The sequence below is a fragment of the Butyrivibrio sp. VCD2006 genome, from assembly GCF_000423925.1.
Lineage (GTDB): Bacteria > Bacillota > Clostridia > Lachnospirales > Lachnospiraceae > Butyrivibrio.
The window spans coordinates 91,473-106,564 of sequence record NZ_AUIX01000008.1 but is presented as its reverse complement, the minus strand read 5'-3'; the positions used below and the strand labels follow the sequence as shown (position 1 = coordinate 106,564).

Genomic DNA, 15,092 nt, shown 5'->3' with positions numbered 1-15,092 from the left:
AGATTAGTTTGTCTTATATGCACCAAAACCGCATATTTACTGTTGTCTATTTGTATAATAAGTTTGAATTTTTTGTTAATATACTGTAAACTTTATACGTGGAGTGTGGAGATTTTTTTATTCAGAGGGGAAGTTATGCAGACTAATTTAAATCTATTAGCGTGGCGATTTGAAGAATATTACAAAAAGACCAGAATCCCTTTATGGGTATTTGATCAGAACTACCATCTGATCTATACCAATTTCACTACTTCTGCCATCCTGAACCTTATGGAAGATATGCTGAGCATGGCAAAAGATTTCAGACTTTCACATTCTATTGAAGGTTCATATCTTAACTTCGATAATCCCTATGAAATGTATTATTCATTTACATCCGATGGTGGCAAGCACCAGTTCAACACCTATATTATCGGACCTGTAATGACAATAAAGCCAAACGGACAAATATGGGATAAGTTATCCTTTGGAGAGAACCTCTTCGTTGAGCAGAAACGAATCGTTTCTAATGCGCTTCCTGTAATTACAAAAGAAGAATTCCTACTGAATATAACAGAATTTTTCAGAGATATTCTCGAGGAAAACGCACCTGACTTCGGAATTGAAAACGCCGCCTCAAAAGAATTACGTAATAGTACAAAGGATGTTTCAGATGATATTCTCTCTTCTTACGAAGAAGAAGCTCTTTTTGATGATCTGGCAAACTATGAAGAATACTGCAGAATTGAAGATCTATATACTATATTTATTGTAAACGGAAGTGTTTACAAGCTTTATAATCTTTTTGATGACGAAAAGGTTATGAGTATATTATTCCCGAACAAAGCGTCCTATCAGGACTGTGTTATCAGAGCCATCGAACTACTCACCACTGCTAAAATCGCTTCGATAGAGAGTGGCAATGACAAGAAGCTCTGCCAGGCAAGATTTTACAAATATATGCAGCAGCTAAAGGCAAGTAAAAGCTATGATAAAATCCTTTCAGTTTTAACAAGGGGGACTCTTGCATTTGCCAAGAGCTCACATGAGATTCAGATACATACAAGTGATAAGTACTCACCTATGACCAACAAATGCATCAAGCGAATTATCGAAAAGCTTCCTGATAAGATTACTCTTGATGATCTGGCAGGTGATCTTCATATTTCCGCAAAATACTTATCTGCTCTCTTTAATAAAGAAACAGGAATGTCCATCACCGATTTTATGCAAAATATCAGAATCAGCGAAGCAAAAAAGCTGCTTAGGAATACTGACCTTAGCTATCTGGAAATCAGTAATATGCTTAACTTCTGCTCGCAGAGTTATTTCAACAACCTGTTTAAGAAAAAGGAAGGCATGACTCCTAAGGAATATAGAGAAAAACGCGACGAACTTCTTATGAGTTCCAGATAAATTTAAAGCACCTTCTGATACCAAGCAAAAGCCGCAAAAGTGCATATATAGAATATGACACTACCGCCAAATGGCGGTAAAATCTTTAAATTTTTATAAAAAATCCGGGCTTCCCAATTCTGATTAAATTGAGAAAACCCGGATTTTATTACTCATCCAAAGATATTATTCTTAATATTCTTATACTAACTCTTCTGCCATTCTGTATACTCTTGTTGCATTCTGCTCAATCTGTTTTCTTGAGATTGATCCATCCTTAAGGCCTTCCATGATTCCATCGAAGTCCTTCTTTCCGCCAGGCATGAACAGGTCGCCACCGGCCTTAACAACCTCAGCTGCCAATGCTCCGCGATACTTGTTATCAGGATTAGCCTGAAGCATGTCAACAACCCAGTCAGTCATTACAATTCCCTTGTAGCCATACTCGCAGCGAAGCACGTCTTCAATAAGCCCTCTGTGCTCTGATGTATGCTGACCATTCAGGAGATTGTAGGATGTCATAAGCGCCTTAGGCTGTGACTTTCTTACACAGATTCCAAAGCCCTTAAGGTAAATCTCTCGCATTGCTCTCTCGGATACATGGCTGTTGCTGTTGTATCTGTTAAACTCAGCATTGTTAGCTGCATAGTGCTTAATAGTTGTGCCACAACCCTTATGAGCCTGAACACCCTCTGTGATTGCTGCTGCAAACATTCCTGCAACTACCGGATCCTCTGAATAATATTCAAAGTTTCTTCCGCAAAGGATGCTTCTGTGAATGTTAAGTGCAGGTGCAAGCCAAAGGTGTACATGGAATCTCTCCATTTCCTGACCAACAATATCACCGTATTCCTTAGCAAGATCATAGTTGAATGACTGTGCAATAGCTGTTCCGATCGGGATAGCTGTAGCATACTGTTCTTTTATTACAGTGCCTTCCTTAGGAGTATTCAGCTTAGCCATCTCTTCCATCTTAGCTTTTTCTTCATCTGAGAGGAAATCAGCCATTGTATCAGCGAAGGAGCCTATACCATGCACTCCGTTTTCATCCTCGAAATACTCCTTGGTAAGTCTGAGACCTGCAGGGCCATCAGCCATTACCATACTCTTAACGCCTTTGTCCTCAAGTACTCTGGTGGTCTCACCTGCAGCACCGGGAACAGCCTGTGATGCATTTCCGATAACATCGAGTCCGGTTCTTGTAGGATCAAATGCACCTGTATTGATGTAAGCAAGCTCTTCATCAGTAAGACCTGCAATAAGATCATCAACAGGATACTCTACATCATACTCAACTTCTACTGTCTCAAAGTCAGCTGCCTTAAGCTCAATCTTTGTAAGACCGGCAACATCCTCATCTCTTGTGAATTCAGGTACAAAATCCTTAAATCCGGGATCGCCGAGGCAGTTTCTGGTTTTAACAGTTGTAACCTTCTCTGTAAGTGCTACTACACCGGCCTTCTTAACATCTCTGCTGCTGTTTCCTGCAAGGACAATATAATTGCCCTCATCGAGAATATAAGCTGCAGCTTCTTCATCATAGGAAGCGAGATCTGAAAGCTTGAAGCTTGCCTTTACTGTTTCACTTTCACCTGCCTTAAGCTCAGAAGTTTTAACAAATGCAGCGAGATCCTTTGCAGGCTTATCAAGTTTTCCTGCAGGGCATGAAACATAAATCTGAACGGCTTCCTTACCTGCAACTTTACCTGTGTTTGTAACCTTTACGGAAACAGTGATCTCATCCTTACTATTAGAGATAGCTCCGGGAGTAACCTCAAACTCTGTATATGACTTACCAAAACCGAACGGGAAAAGAGGCTCTTTTCCTACAGAATCGAAATATCTGTAACCAACATATACGCCTTCTTTATAATTAACGTCATGTGCATCTCCGAAGTCACCAACCTGGCTGTAGTCTTCCCACTTAGTCCATGTTGTAGCAAGCTTTCCTGAAGGATTAGCCTTGCCAAGCATAATGTCAGCGAGAATGTTTCCGGTAACAACACCAAGCTGTGAAAGAACAAGAATATTCTTAACTTCCAGAACAGGTGTAAGGTCAACGGGACCACCTACATTAAGCACAAGCATGAACTTATCAAACTTCTTGTTGAGAGCAAGAATATCTCTTACTTCTGAATCTGTAAGATATACATCGCCTTTTTCAGGTCTTCTGTCATTACCTTCTCCTGAATTTCTTGCAAGAACATAAATAGCTGCTTCTCCTTCACCATCAAGAGCAAGTTCATGCTCCGGCTGAGGCTCAACCATACCAAATGATAAGAAGAAAGCATTAACACCAAGCTCTTCTGCCTGCTTTTTGATTCCATCAACAAACTTCTTATGTCCTTCTTCAAGAAGCTTGTCATATCCATCAAGCCACTTTCCTGTTGTAAGCTCAAAGCCGGCGTCAGTGAGTCCTTTCTCAACATTTACAGAAAATCTGCTGTAAACATCACCTGATCCTGTACCGCCCTTAATTGTGTGTCTTACACCATTACCAAAAGCTGCAATTTTGCAGGGACCAGCAAGCGGGAATGAATCATCCTTCTTCAAGAATAGTGTGCACTCTGCCGCTGTTTTAAGAACCTGGTCTAAATGTTCCTGTTCGTATTTTTCCATTTTTGTAACCTCTCCTTTAATATATTTTTTTGTTTCTACTTAAATTCCTTAATTGCTAGGGGATTTCCCCTTTAAGACATACCCGATTGATTTCAGAATATCATTTTTGTAAAATACTTATACACGATATCGAATGAATTTATATTTTTTAGGTTGCTTTTTTGAAAAAATTGCATGCAATCCATAAGTGTATCTTATGGTCTAATTAAATTCAGTTATTTAACTAATGTATTAGCAATTAAAATCAGCTTTAGTTTTACCAATAAGTATTTGAGGAATTTAGATATGAAAAAGAGAAATCAAAGTTCATCGGAAGACTTATACAAATTACTATTAGAAGACTTCAGATCAGTAGATGACAAGCGTTTCAAAGTGGACAAATCCGTTGAAAAAATAAGGAACACTATCCTTAAGGGCTTTGAGGAGCAGGTCTTTTTTGAAACAGAGGGGCTTGGCGATCCGGTTTCATATAAAAGAGCTGCCGAAAAATCAATAATGTACTATATATCAACAGGTGATGTGCCTAAGGTCCTCTCTCTCATTAACCAGCTGGACCCTACTGAAAACCACTATAAGCCAGGCGAATTCAATGATATCGGTGAAGTGTCCGAGAATCCACTCATGCAGGCAATGAGCATGTTTGTCAGCGGCATCACTCTCTACACCAGGGCTGCCCTGGATGGCGGACTTCCTGACCATATCGCATATTCACTCAGTGACAACTATATAAAATATGGGCTTATGGTAAACGATATTTCAAAGCTAAATCATCTGCAAAACTGCGCACTATACGATTTTACATATCAGGTAAGCAGTTATAAATACAGAAACTGCGGCCTCTACGTTAAAAAATGCTGCGAATATATTTATCGTCATCTGCATGAAAAGATCACCCTGTCGGATTTATCTTCCATAACAGGAAAAAGTGAAGGATATATTTCAAAGATTTTTGAGCAGGAGCTTTCCGTAAGACCTTCTGTTTTCATAAGAGATATAAAAATTGAATATGCAGCCCACGCTTTGGAAATAACCGATATATCCGTTTCTGCTCTGTCGGATCTTTTATCCTTCCCAAGCACAAGTGCCTTTATTAAGTATTTTAAAGATAAGTACAACATGACTCCGCATGAATACAAAAACATGAATAAAACATAATATTTTTAATGATAAAACAAGTAGAAATTTCAGCGTAATAAATTTTCCACTTGTTTTTTTCTTTAAATGTATGCTTTAATATATCTTACAATTCTATTTTATCTAAGACATTCCGATTATTGTATTTAGATATCCCGATAAAAACATTGATATTTATATTTTTCCGGTTAATTCCGGATTTTTTCGAGTTGCTTATTAACATAATAGGCGCTGTATTTTTGCGCCAATCATTGCATTACAGAGAGAGAAATTATGAAAAAAAACAGTATTTTCGCCCCTGTTGACATGACAGAGGGACAACCGGTTAAACAGATAGTCAAATTTACGATTCCTATGCTGCTTGGAAATGTCGCACAGCAGCTTTACAATACCGCCGATAGTATTATCGTGGGACGCTTTGTAGGTGATAACGCTCTTGCTGCTGTTGGAAGTGCAGGCCCACTCCTTAATCTCATGCTTGTTCTTTTTATGGGTATTGCGGTAGGTGCATCTATCATGGTATCTCAATACTTCGGTGCCAGAAAAAGGGAAGAGCTTTCCAAAACCATCGGAGCAAGTATCACTCTTACAGCTATTGCTTCGCTATTTATCATGATCGTAGGTCCTCTTATAACAAGGCCTATTTTGGAGCTTTTAGGCACACCTGACAGTATCATCGACTGGTGCACAAGCTACCTGTGGATCATTTTTATCGGTATCCTCGGTGGTGGCTTCTATAACATCATGAGTGGTATTTTACGTGGTCTTGGTGATTCGGTTTCGGCACTTATATATCTTCTTGTTGCCACTGTCCTCAATATTGCTCTTGACCTTGTGTTTGTTGCATATCTTGGACTTGGCGTTTCAGGTGTTGCCCTTGCGACTGTCCTCGCCCAGTTCGTATCAGCGTTTTTATCAATGCGTAAGCTCACACAGATGTCGGATGTATTTGATTTCAAGAAAGAATATCTCATCCCTGACAAGTACTATACGGGAAGTCTTATCAAGCTTGGTCTTCCTTCAGGTGTTACACAGGCAATCTTTTCAATGTCAATGATAGTTGTACAGAACCTCACCAATACTTTTGGAGCACAGTACATTGCAGCCAATGTTATTGTTATGAGAGTTGACGGCTTCGTAATGCTCCCTGCCTTCTCCTTTGGCTCAGCTATGACTACCTTTGCAGGTCAGAACATTGGCGCCGGGAAAATGGAGAGAGTTGAAAAAGGAGCCACAAGCGGCACCCTTGCTGCGATGGGAATATCTGCTGTTTTGTCACTCCTTATTCTTATCTTCGGCAGATTCATCATGAGCATCTTTACAAGTACAGAAGAGCTTATCACATTAAGCTACAATATGATGAGAATTCTTATTATCGGATATATAGCCATGGAGGTCACACAGTGTCTTTCGGGAATCATGCGCGGTGCCGGTGATACAACAACACCCATGTGGATTTCCATGTTTTCATCAATAATCATGAGAGTCCCTATGGCGTATATCTTTGTAAACCTCACAAAAACACCTGAGCTTCCTCAGGGTAACTGCTACATGATGCAGCTTTCAATGCTTGTAACCTGGACCCTTGGTGCATTTATCACCTTCGTGATGTATAAGGTCGGACGTTGGAAAACTAAGGCTATAAAATAAGTGTTTTGGATAAAAACCAGATAAGGTTTCCGAGAAATTACATGATCAACAAAAAAACTGCCACATCGGATTTATTCCAATGTGGCAGTTTTTTATTGTCTTAAATATTAGCTTCTAAGTGAGATATTAAGGCTTTCAAGACCATTAAGGATCTTCTTCATTGCTGCATTTACTTCATCATCAGCCAGGGTCTTTTCCTTGTCTCTGAAGGCAAGTGAATATGCCATTGACTTAAATCCCTTCTCGATCTGTGAACCCTCATAGATATCAAAGAGTTCAAGCTTCTCAAGCTTCTTACCGCCGCGCTGCTTGATCATCTTTTCGATGTCTCCAGCTGTTACTGCAGAAGGAACAACCATACTGATATCTCTTGTTACAGCAGGGAACTTGGCAATTCCTGTGTAAACACGGCTGTAGTTTGCATGAGGAACGATTGCAGGAAGGTCAAGTACAGCAATGTATGCTCTTGAACCGATTCCATAGTTATCAAGTACCTCAGGATGAACTTCACCAAGGTATCCAATTGCATCACCCTTGAAGGATACAGCAGCCTGACGTCCGGGATGAAGGAAAGGCTTGCTTGCCTTAGCATTGTACTCAAGTTCATTGTCCATACCGATCTGAGCGAGGAACTCTTCTACTGCACCCTTCATTGTAAAGAAGTCGCCCTCGCCGTAGAATCCAAGCACAAACTGTGCTCTCTCATCGGGAAGCTCCTTAAGCGGAAGCTCTTTTGCGATATAGATATTTGCGATCTCATAAAGCTTAACATCCTTATTTCTGCGCTTGTAGTTTGTAGCAAGACTTGTAAGGATAACGTTAAGCGGAATTGTTCTCATGATTGAGAAGTCCTCACCTAAAGGATTGGAAATCTTAATTGCATTTCTTTCAGGAGCATCCTCAGATAAAAGAAGCTTATCAAATACCTTGGGACTCTCGAAGGAATAGCCATATGCCTGTGAAAATCCGCAGAACTGAGCTACTTCTCTTGCTGTCTTCTCAACTGTCATCTTGAAGGTAAGTTTACCTGTTGTAGGTGCATTCTTAGGCAGTGTTGAAGGAATCTTGTCATAGCCATAAAATCTTGCAACTTCCTCAGCAATATCACAGAATCCAACAAGGTCCTGTCTGAAGCTGGGAATGATAATCTCGTTAGAAGCTTCATCATAAACAAGCTCTTCTCTTGCAAAAATATCAAGCATTGTCTGCCTGTCGATATCGGTTCCGAGAAGCTTATTGATTCTCTCGGGCTCAAACTTAATTCTGTTAAGAGGCTTAATAGGTGACTTTGCTTCAACCATTCCGGATGTAACCTTACCACAGCCAAGCTCGTTAACAAGCTGACAAGCACGATTTATAGCATCCTCTGCATTGTTAGGATCAAGACCCTTTTCAAAGAATCCAGAAGCATCTGTACGAAGTCCGATTCTCTTAGCACTCTTACGGATATTGGGTCCGTTGAAAGTAGCTGCCTCAAAGAGAACTGTCTTTACACCTTCAGTGATCATTGAGTTTTCACCACCCATGATACCGCCGATAGCTACTTCCTTCTCACCGTCACAGATCATAACAACTTCGCTGTCTAAGTTTCTCTCCTGACCATCAAGAGTAATGAACTTCTCGCCATCCTTAGCTCTCTGAACGATGATCTTATTGCCTGCAATAGTAGAGAGGTCAAATGCGTGCATGGGCTGACCATACTCAAGCATTACATAGTTTGTGATATCAACGATGTTGTTGATAGGTCTTACACCATTAGCGGCAAGTCTTCTCTGCATCCACTCAGGTGAAGGGCCAACCTCTATGTCTGTGCAGACTCTTGCACAGTAACGTGAACAGAGATCTGCATCCTTTATCTCAACTGAAATGTAATCTGAAGCCTTCTCAGAAGTCTCCTCTACTTTAACCTCAGGAGCCTTGAAAGGAAGCTTAAATGTAGCTGCAGCTTCTCTTGCAATACCGAGAATGCTATAGCAGTCTACACGGTTACTGGTTACTTCAAATTCAAATACTGTATCGTGAAGACCGAGCAGCTCTACTGCATCAGCTCCAACCTCTGTATCCTCGGGAAGGATATAAAGTCCATCCTCGGGAGCATCGGGATAGAAATCCTTTGAAGAACCAAGCTCCTCAATAGAGCACATCATTCCATAGCTCTCGATTCCGCGAAGCTTACCCGCTTTGATCTTGATTCCCTCTTCAGGATTCGGGCTGCCGTCATGGCCTCCTGCAACTCTACCGCCATCAAGAACAACAGGAACCTTATCGCCTTCCTTCATGTTCTTGGCACCTGTAACAATCTGGATCTTTTCCGATCCGATGTTAACCTGGCAGATAACGAGCTTATCAGCGTCCGGATGAGGCTCAATCTTATCGATCTGTCCAACAACAATTTTCTCTAAGTTTTTATCAAGGCGATGGAATCCCTCGCCCTTTGTTCCGGAAAGAGTAAGTGCATCAAGAATCTCCTGATCACTTGCATTTAAATCCGGTACATATGCTTTTATCCATGATAAATTTGCGTCCAATGTAAATTCCTCCTATATTTCATCCCCTCATCCGCCCTTCGGGCACCTTCCCCCCAAGGGGAAGGCTTTATTTTTGTTTCCTCCCAAGGGGAAGGCCTTATTTTTGTTTCCTCCCAAGGGGAAGGCCTTATTTTTGTTTCCTCCCAAGGGGAAGGCCTTATTCTTTTGCCTTCCCCCTCCGGGGGAAGGTGTCAGCGAAGCTGACGGATGAGGGCTCTAATTAAAATTGCTCTAAGAATCTAATATCGTTCTCGTAAAGCAGTCTCATGTCATCGATTTCGTATTTAAGCACTGCGATTCTCTCAAGGCCAAGACCGAATGCGAATCCTGTGTATTCGTTTGGATCAATTCCGCTCATCTCAAGAACATGAGGATGAACCATACCGCAGCCAAGGATTTCAATCCAACCCTCTCCCTTACAGAAACGGCATCCCTTACCGCCACACTTGAAGCAGCTTACATCCATCTCAGCCGAAGGCTCTGTGAACGGGAAATGATGAGGACGGAACTTAACCTTTACATCCTCGCCGAAAATCTCTTTTGCGAACTCAGCAAGTGTTCCCTTAAGGTCTGCAAATGTGATGTCCTTATCAATTACAAGTCCCTCGATCTGGTGGAAGCTGGGGCTGTGAGTAGCATCAACTTCATCTGCTCTGAAAACGCGACCGGGAGCAATCATCTTTATAGGAAGCTTACCCTTCTCCATCTCATGAACCTGAGTTGAAGATGTCTGTGTACGAAGAAGAAGGTCTCCTGAAATGTAGAATGTATCCTGTTCATCCTTAGCAGGGTGATCTGCAGGAATATTAAGCGCTTCGAAGTTGTAGTAGTCCTTCTCAACTTCAGGTCCCTCAGCAACCTCATAACCCATTCCAATGAAGACATTCTCGACATCCTCAAGGGTAATTGTATTGGGATGACGGTGCCCTACATTGTTCTTCTTAGCAGGAAGAGTAACATCGATTGTCTCGCTGGCAAGCTTAGCCTCGCGAACAGCCGCCTCCATCTTCTTCTTTGTGAACTCAAGGTTCTTCTCGATTTCTTCTCTTACCTCATTCACCATCTGACCAACCTTAGGTCTGTCCTCTGGCGCAACATCCTTCATACTCTTAAGGATACTTGTAAGTTCTCCCTTTTTACCAAGGACATTGACACGAATATCGTTAAGCATATCAAGACCTTCAGTCTCTTCGATCTGCTTAAGCGCCTGTTCCCTGATTTTGTCTAACTGCTCTTTGATCATTTTTACCTCCTATTAAAAAAAGAGTTTTGCCTGCAAAACTCTAGCGCGAGCGGTATTGCGTAGCAATAAACTACATCTCCGCGAGCTGCGCATAATTATTTTTTGTTTAATAGGGAATTCGGAGGAATTTCCTATTAAACAAAAAATCGTCTCTCACATCAAATGATGCAAGGGACGAATAAAATCCGCGGTACCACCCTGATTCCTGCCATAAAAAATAGCAGACACTCATTCATATTAACTTTTAGCTCCAATGCGAAATTTCCGTACTGTCTTTACCTGACAAGCTCTCAGCCGGTGACCTGCCTCTCTGTTTAGGAAAACAGAACATCTCGGGGTTTTCCCCACACCTTCAACGCTCTGCAAATTAGTTTAACTATGACAATCATAAAAGTCAAGAAAAATGGAGTTGTTTTTTACTTGAAAGTCCTACCGCCAAATGCCCATTTCTTTTTATGTTTTTTTAATATTTTACTATATATTGTTAAGTGCTCAGCGATTATATAATAATAGTATGAGTAAAACAAATTCTAATAACAAAGTAAATAAACAAAACCTGGAACGCCTACTCCGAAAGTATAACAACAATCTTGTTATAAGTGGTGTAGGTGTGTTATTTTTTGGCCTTTGGTCAGTCCTGAAGCTATTTGAAGAAATGGCACTTGGTGTCGTTGATCTTAATAGTTATTTAATGAGCGATTATGAATATACGATCGTGGATAAAATACTTTATTACATATTCTTTTTCATCATAGTTTTAGTTATTTTATTAATACATTACATAATCGGAAGTTCTTCTATCAAAGTGGGGCTTGGAAAAAAGCGCAAATTCTTTTACCTGTTCCTCACTGCTTTTTCCCTGGTTGGTGTTATAGGTAGTCTTTCTTTATATTTCACGGAAGCCATTGACAAATCCGCTTATGACACAACTATAGCTTCATTTCTTGTGGATATCGCGCTTTCTTTAGCACTGATTGACGTGATAGTTTCATCTTTTGCAGCTATTATTCTAAAGAGAAAGCTCAGGAGGCTTTGACATATGCAGGAAGATTTTCATTATTATGCTACATATGCAGCTGCTTATCTTGCAGGCTTTTCTCACGAGGAATGCTGCGAGATCTGTTACAGTGCGCAGTATGTAGACAATTGTACCGCAACTCTCCTTTCAAAAATCAATGGACCTATTGAAGCCGCAACAACACAGCTTAACTTAGAACTCATGGATACAAGAACAGACATAATCGGTATTCAGGAAATCACCAAAATCTGGAGTTCATTTCATTTTCTGCCCGGAGATATCTTTGCCACGAAAAAATGGGCCGGTAAGCGTTATCTCAATAAATACAGATTAATCTGCCATCCAAATGGTCAGCTTTTGGCGGATAGTGTCAATCTGGCAAAGGATAAAAGCCTCCAGGCTATAGGTATAGCTATGCATGTTTTGGCTGACACTTGGGCACATATGTACTTCTGCGGAACGCCATCACTTGTAATAAATAATACAAATTATTATTTTTACGAGCTTTTACCTGATGGCGATAATTATAGGGAAAGAGAAGTAAAATTCAGACATAAAACATCAGAACCGGATGATATCGAAAAGGGGTTATATACAAATACAATTTATCAGGGATCCGAGACATCCGTTATGAACCTTGGACATGGAAGAGCCGGGCATTTCCCGGACTACAGCTTTGCAAGGTATAAATATATGCCTGCCTGGGATAATTACAACGAGGTCATAAAGGATAATCCATCAGATTATATGAATGCATTTTGCCAGATGATCCATGCCATGAAATACTTAGGTGGGTCCATAGGAACCTTTAAGCTTAATCATTATGACAGAGAAGCTGTTGAAAAATATTCGGACAGAATAAATCAAATCCTGACAAAGCGGCAGTTAAATGCTTCCGCTGATTGGAAAGCCTTCGGAGAGGAGCTTTCATGTAAGGACATTCCCGACTATGACATGAACAAATATGAATCCGAATACTTAAGTGCAAAAAACAGTGAGAAAAACTCAACTTTCCTTGGTAGATTCATTAAGGCTGCTATATCTCATAAGCACATGGTAAGCAGCAGTATTTCAGATTCAGGAAATCCCCTTACAGGAATTCCGTCAGCCAAAAAGCTTTTTGGCTTATAGAGATCTGTTCCAAAAAACATAACAAAATTTAAAAGGTACTTTGCTATGACAAAATTTCAAAGATTAAGAAGCATTGCTTTTTCAATCATAATGATTCTGGGAAGTATAATATTTATTCTCGATCCGGAAGACGGTTATACAGTGGTTGTTACCATCCTTGGTATATGGCTTTTGTTTTACGGAATCGGAACTCTTTTTTACTTTTTTACTATGGCAAGACATATGGTTGGCGGAAAATACATCCTGTACAAAGGATTCATATTTACGGATTTTGGATATCTTACTGCCTCAATAAGTGATATACCCAGAGTTTATGTACTTATTTATCTAATCGTTATCCATGCATTTGCCGGACTTGTCGAAATCTTAAGAGCTCTTGAAAATCATCGATATGGTGCTGCCTGGCGAGCAAAATTCTTTCATGGTCTTTTTGATATTTTACTCGCCGCTCTTTGCATAATTCTGATTAAGAAAACACACACTGCGATAATAGTCTACTCCATCGGTTTATTCTATTCCGCAATCATGCGCATAGGAAGTGCCCTTAGAAAGGATAGTTACCTTGCAGGTCAGCAGATTTATTAAATGACATGACAAGTCATGCTATGGCTGCATCCACAATTTGAGCTGTGTAAAGCTTATAATAATCTCCTTTTTTTGCCATAAGTTCTTCATGCGTACCACATTCAGTAATACCACCATCATTTATGTACATTATTTTATCGCAGCCAACGATCGTTGATAGTCTGTGGGCAATAATAAAGCTTGTTCTGCCTTTAAGCATTGCATTAAGTCCCTTTTGCAGTGCTTTTTCAGTTTGCACATCTATACTTGAGGTTGCTTCATCAAGAACCAATATTGCAGGATCAGACAACAATGTTCTTGCAAAGGAAATAAGCTGCTTTTGTCCCTGAGATAAAAGTGCTCCTCTCTCCTTTACCTCTGTCTGATACCCCTTTGACATCGTGCTTATAAAATCATCAGCGCAGACAGTTTTGCTTGCCATCTTAATCTCATCTACAGTCGCATCAAGCTTGCCGTATCTAATATTGTCTTCGATCGTTCCGGAAAAGATAAAGCTGTCCTGAAGCATTATTCCCATCTGCTCGCGAAGAGATTTAAGGGAAACCTTTGAAATATCCTGCCCGTCAATCAGAACCTGTCCGCTATCTACATTGTAGAATCTGGAAATCAAACTTACTATCGTACTCTTTCCTGCACCGGTAGGTCCAACAAGAGCAACGCTCTCGCCCTTTTTCACAGTAAACGAAACATCGTGAAGTATCTCCTTTCCTTCTTCATATGAAAAGCTCACATTCTTAAACTCAACATCGCCTTTCATAGCAGGCATCTTAATACAATCAGGAGCATCAGCAACTTCAATCGGCTCATCTATTGTCTCAAAAATTCTCTCCAAATATGCAATATTATTTATAAAATTGTTGAATATATTTCCAAGGTTCATAATAGGCTGCCAGAATCTTGATGCATAATTTGAAATTGCAATTATGGTACCAAGAGTCTGATGTCCGTTAGTAAACATAGCTATTCCGAAAACATATATAGCAGCGCTTACAAATACAGAAATTGTATCTATTCCGGGCCACACAAGAGTGCTGTATTCTATCGCTCTCATCCAGGTCTTTCTGCAGTCATCCGAGAGCTCCTTAAATATCTCCGCATTTTCATTCTCTCTTGCAAATATCTGAGTAATTCTGGCTCCTACAATATTTTCCTGAAGATATGCATTCAAATTTGAATTCTTGTTGGAAACCATCTGCCAGGCAACTCTCTGTTTGTTTTTTATCCAGAACATAAAGAACATGAGAATAGGAACTCCGGCAAGAACAACAAGGCTGAGCTGTACATCAACATAAAGCATAAATGCAACTATAAAAATCAGATTCAAAAACTCAAGAATCAGGTTGATCAGTCCGTTACTGAGCATATCCGAAACAGAGTTTACATAGTTAACAACTCTTACAAGTATTTTTCCATGCGGTCTGTCATCATAATACTGAAAAGGCAACAGTTGCAAATGTTCGAACAAATCCTTTCTTATGCTGTAAATAATGTCCTGAGATACATTTACCATAAGATATGATCTTATCGTTGCAAAAAGTATGCTCAATATATAGAAAAAGGCCATTGCTCCCGCCAGTCCGAATAGAAGCATTTTATCGCCGTTTGGTATTGCTACATCGAGAGCCTTTTGGAAAAGAATCGGGCTGACAAGTCCCGTGATTCCTCCTATAGCTGAAATAGTCAATGCAATTGCCATTTTCCCTGCATGCTTTTTAATATATCCCGAGGCCCTTAAAAGATGTTTTATATCAAAAGGCTCTTCAAGTAATTCATCCTGTTTATATGTATTTCTAGCCATTTTTTATACCTC

The 15,092-nt window shown here is 40.1% G+C and carries 10 protein-coding genes; 6 read left to right on the top strand and 4 right to left on the bottom strand.

Features of this window, described 5'->3' with window-relative positions:
- Positions 1-135 precede the first annotated feature (135 nt).
- A complete protein-coding gene (locus G586_RS24675) occupies positions 136-1,395 on the top strand; it encodes a helix-turn-helix domain-containing protein (RefSeq protein WP_051204573.1) in 1,260 nt (419 codons plus the stop codon).
- A gap of 180 nt (positions 1,396-1,575) precedes the next feature.
- On the opposite strand, the gene G586_RS0105330 is transcribed toward G586_RS24675, so the two are convergent.
- Positions 1,576-3,993: a glycoside hydrolase family 3 N-terminal domain-containing protein gene (locus G586_RS0105330; RefSeq protein ID WP_026526901.1), complete on the bottom strand. Its 2,418-nt coding sequence runs from the start codon at positions 3,991-3,993 to the stop codon at positions 1,576-1,578.
- 285 nt (positions 3,994-4,278) lie between these two features.
- On the opposite strand from G586_RS0105330, the gene G586_RS0105325 reads away from it, so the two are divergent.
- Positions 4,279-5,148 (top strand): helix-turn-helix transcriptional regulator, encoded by an 870-nt coding sequence (locus G586_RS0105325; protein WP_026526900.1) that lies wholly within the window; start codon positions 4,279-4,281, stop codon positions 5,146-5,148.
- A 252-nt stretch (positions 5,149-5,400) separates the two neighbouring features.
- Positions 5,401-6,777 (top strand): MATE family efflux transporter, encoded by a 1,377-nt coding sequence (locus G586_RS0105320; RefSeq protein ID WP_026526899.1) that lies wholly within the window; start codon positions 5,401-5,403, stop codon positions 6,775-6,777.
- A gap of 107 nt (positions 6,778-6,884) precedes the next feature.
- Here the strand turns inward: G586_RS0105320 and pheT are convergent, their stop codons facing one another.
- Together pheT and pheS are read right to left on the bottom strand one after the other, a co-directional pair.
- On the bottom strand, positions 6,885-9,305 hold the full coding sequence (gene pheT / locus G586_RS0105315; RefSeq protein WP_026526898.1) for a phenylalanine--tRNA ligase subunit beta: 2,421 nt from the start codon (positions 9,303-9,305) through the stop codon (positions 6,885-6,887).
- Between the two features lie 220 nt (positions 9,306-9,525).
- Entirely contained in the window at positions 9,526-10,545 is a 1,020-nt protein-coding gene (pheS, locus tag G586_RS0105305; protein WP_026526897.1) for a phenylalanine--tRNA ligase subunit alpha, read from the bottom strand.
- A gap of 517 nt (positions 10,546-11,062) precedes the next feature.
- Here pheS and G586_RS0105300 point away from each other — a divergent pair.
- The 3 genes from G586_RS0105300 to G586_RS0105290 are packed head-to-tail and all read left to right on the top strand — an operon-like array spanning position 11,063 to position 13,282.
- Complete coding sequence (locus tag G586_RS0105300; protein WP_155834027.1) at positions 11,063-11,584, top strand: hypothetical protein; 522 nt, start codon at positions 11,063-11,065, stop codon at positions 11,582-11,584.
- A 3-nt stretch (positions 11,585-11,587) separates the two neighbouring features.
- Positions 11,588-12,697 (top strand): DUF6765 family protein, encoded by a 1,110-nt coding sequence (locus tag G586_RS0105295; RefSeq protein WP_026526895.1) that lies wholly within the window; start codon positions 11,588-11,590, stop codon positions 12,695-12,697.
- A gap of 45 nt (positions 12,698-12,742) precedes the next feature.
- Entirely contained in the window at positions 12,743-13,282 is a 540-nt protein-coding gene (locus G586_RS0105290) for a DUF308 domain-containing protein (protein WP_026526894.1), read from the top strand.
- A gap of 13 nt (positions 13,283-13,295) precedes the next feature.
- Here G586_RS0105290 and G586_RS0105285 read toward each other — a convergent pair whose 3' ends face one another.
- On the bottom strand, positions 13,296-15,080 hold the full coding sequence (locus G586_RS0105285) for an ABC transporter ATP-binding protein (RefSeq protein WP_026526893.1): 1,785 nt from the start codon (positions 15,078-15,080) through the stop codon (positions 13,296-13,298).
- Positions 15,081-15,092 lie beyond the last annotated feature (12 nt).

Excerpts from the sequence above, each read along its gene's own strand:
- G586_RS0105295 (WP_026526895.1), top strand. The coding sequence starts at position 11,588 with ATGCAGGAAGATTTTCATTATTATGCTACATATGCAGCTGCTTATCTT.
- G586_RS0105300 (WP_155834027.1), top strand. The coding sequence starts at position 11,063 with ATGAGTAAAACAAATTCTAATAACAAAGTAAATAAACAAAACCTGGAA.
- G586_RS0105320 (WP_026526899.1), top strand. The coding sequence starts at position 5,401 with ATGAAAAAAAACAGTATTTTCGCCCCTGTTGACATGACAGAGGGACAA.
- G586_RS0105325 (WP_026526900.1), top strand. The coding sequence starts at position 4,279 with ATGAAAAAGAGAAATCAAAGTTCATCGGAAGACTTATACAAATTACTA.
- G586_RS24675 (WP_051204573.1), top strand. The coding sequence starts at position 136 with ATGCAGACTAATTTAAATCTATTAGCGTGGCGATTTGAAGAATATTAC.
- G586_RS0105285 (WP_026526893.1), bottom strand. The coding sequence starts at position 15,080 with ATGGCTAGAAATACATATAAACAGGATGAATTACTTGAAGAGCCTTTT.
- G586_RS0105290 (WP_026526894.1), top strand. The coding sequence starts at position 12,743 with ATGACAAAATTTCAAAGATTAAGAAGCATTGCTTTTTCAATCATAATG.
- G586_RS0105330 (WP_026526901.1), bottom strand. The coding sequence starts at position 3,993 with ATGGAAAAATACGAACAGGAACATTTAGACCAGGTTCTTAAAACAGCG.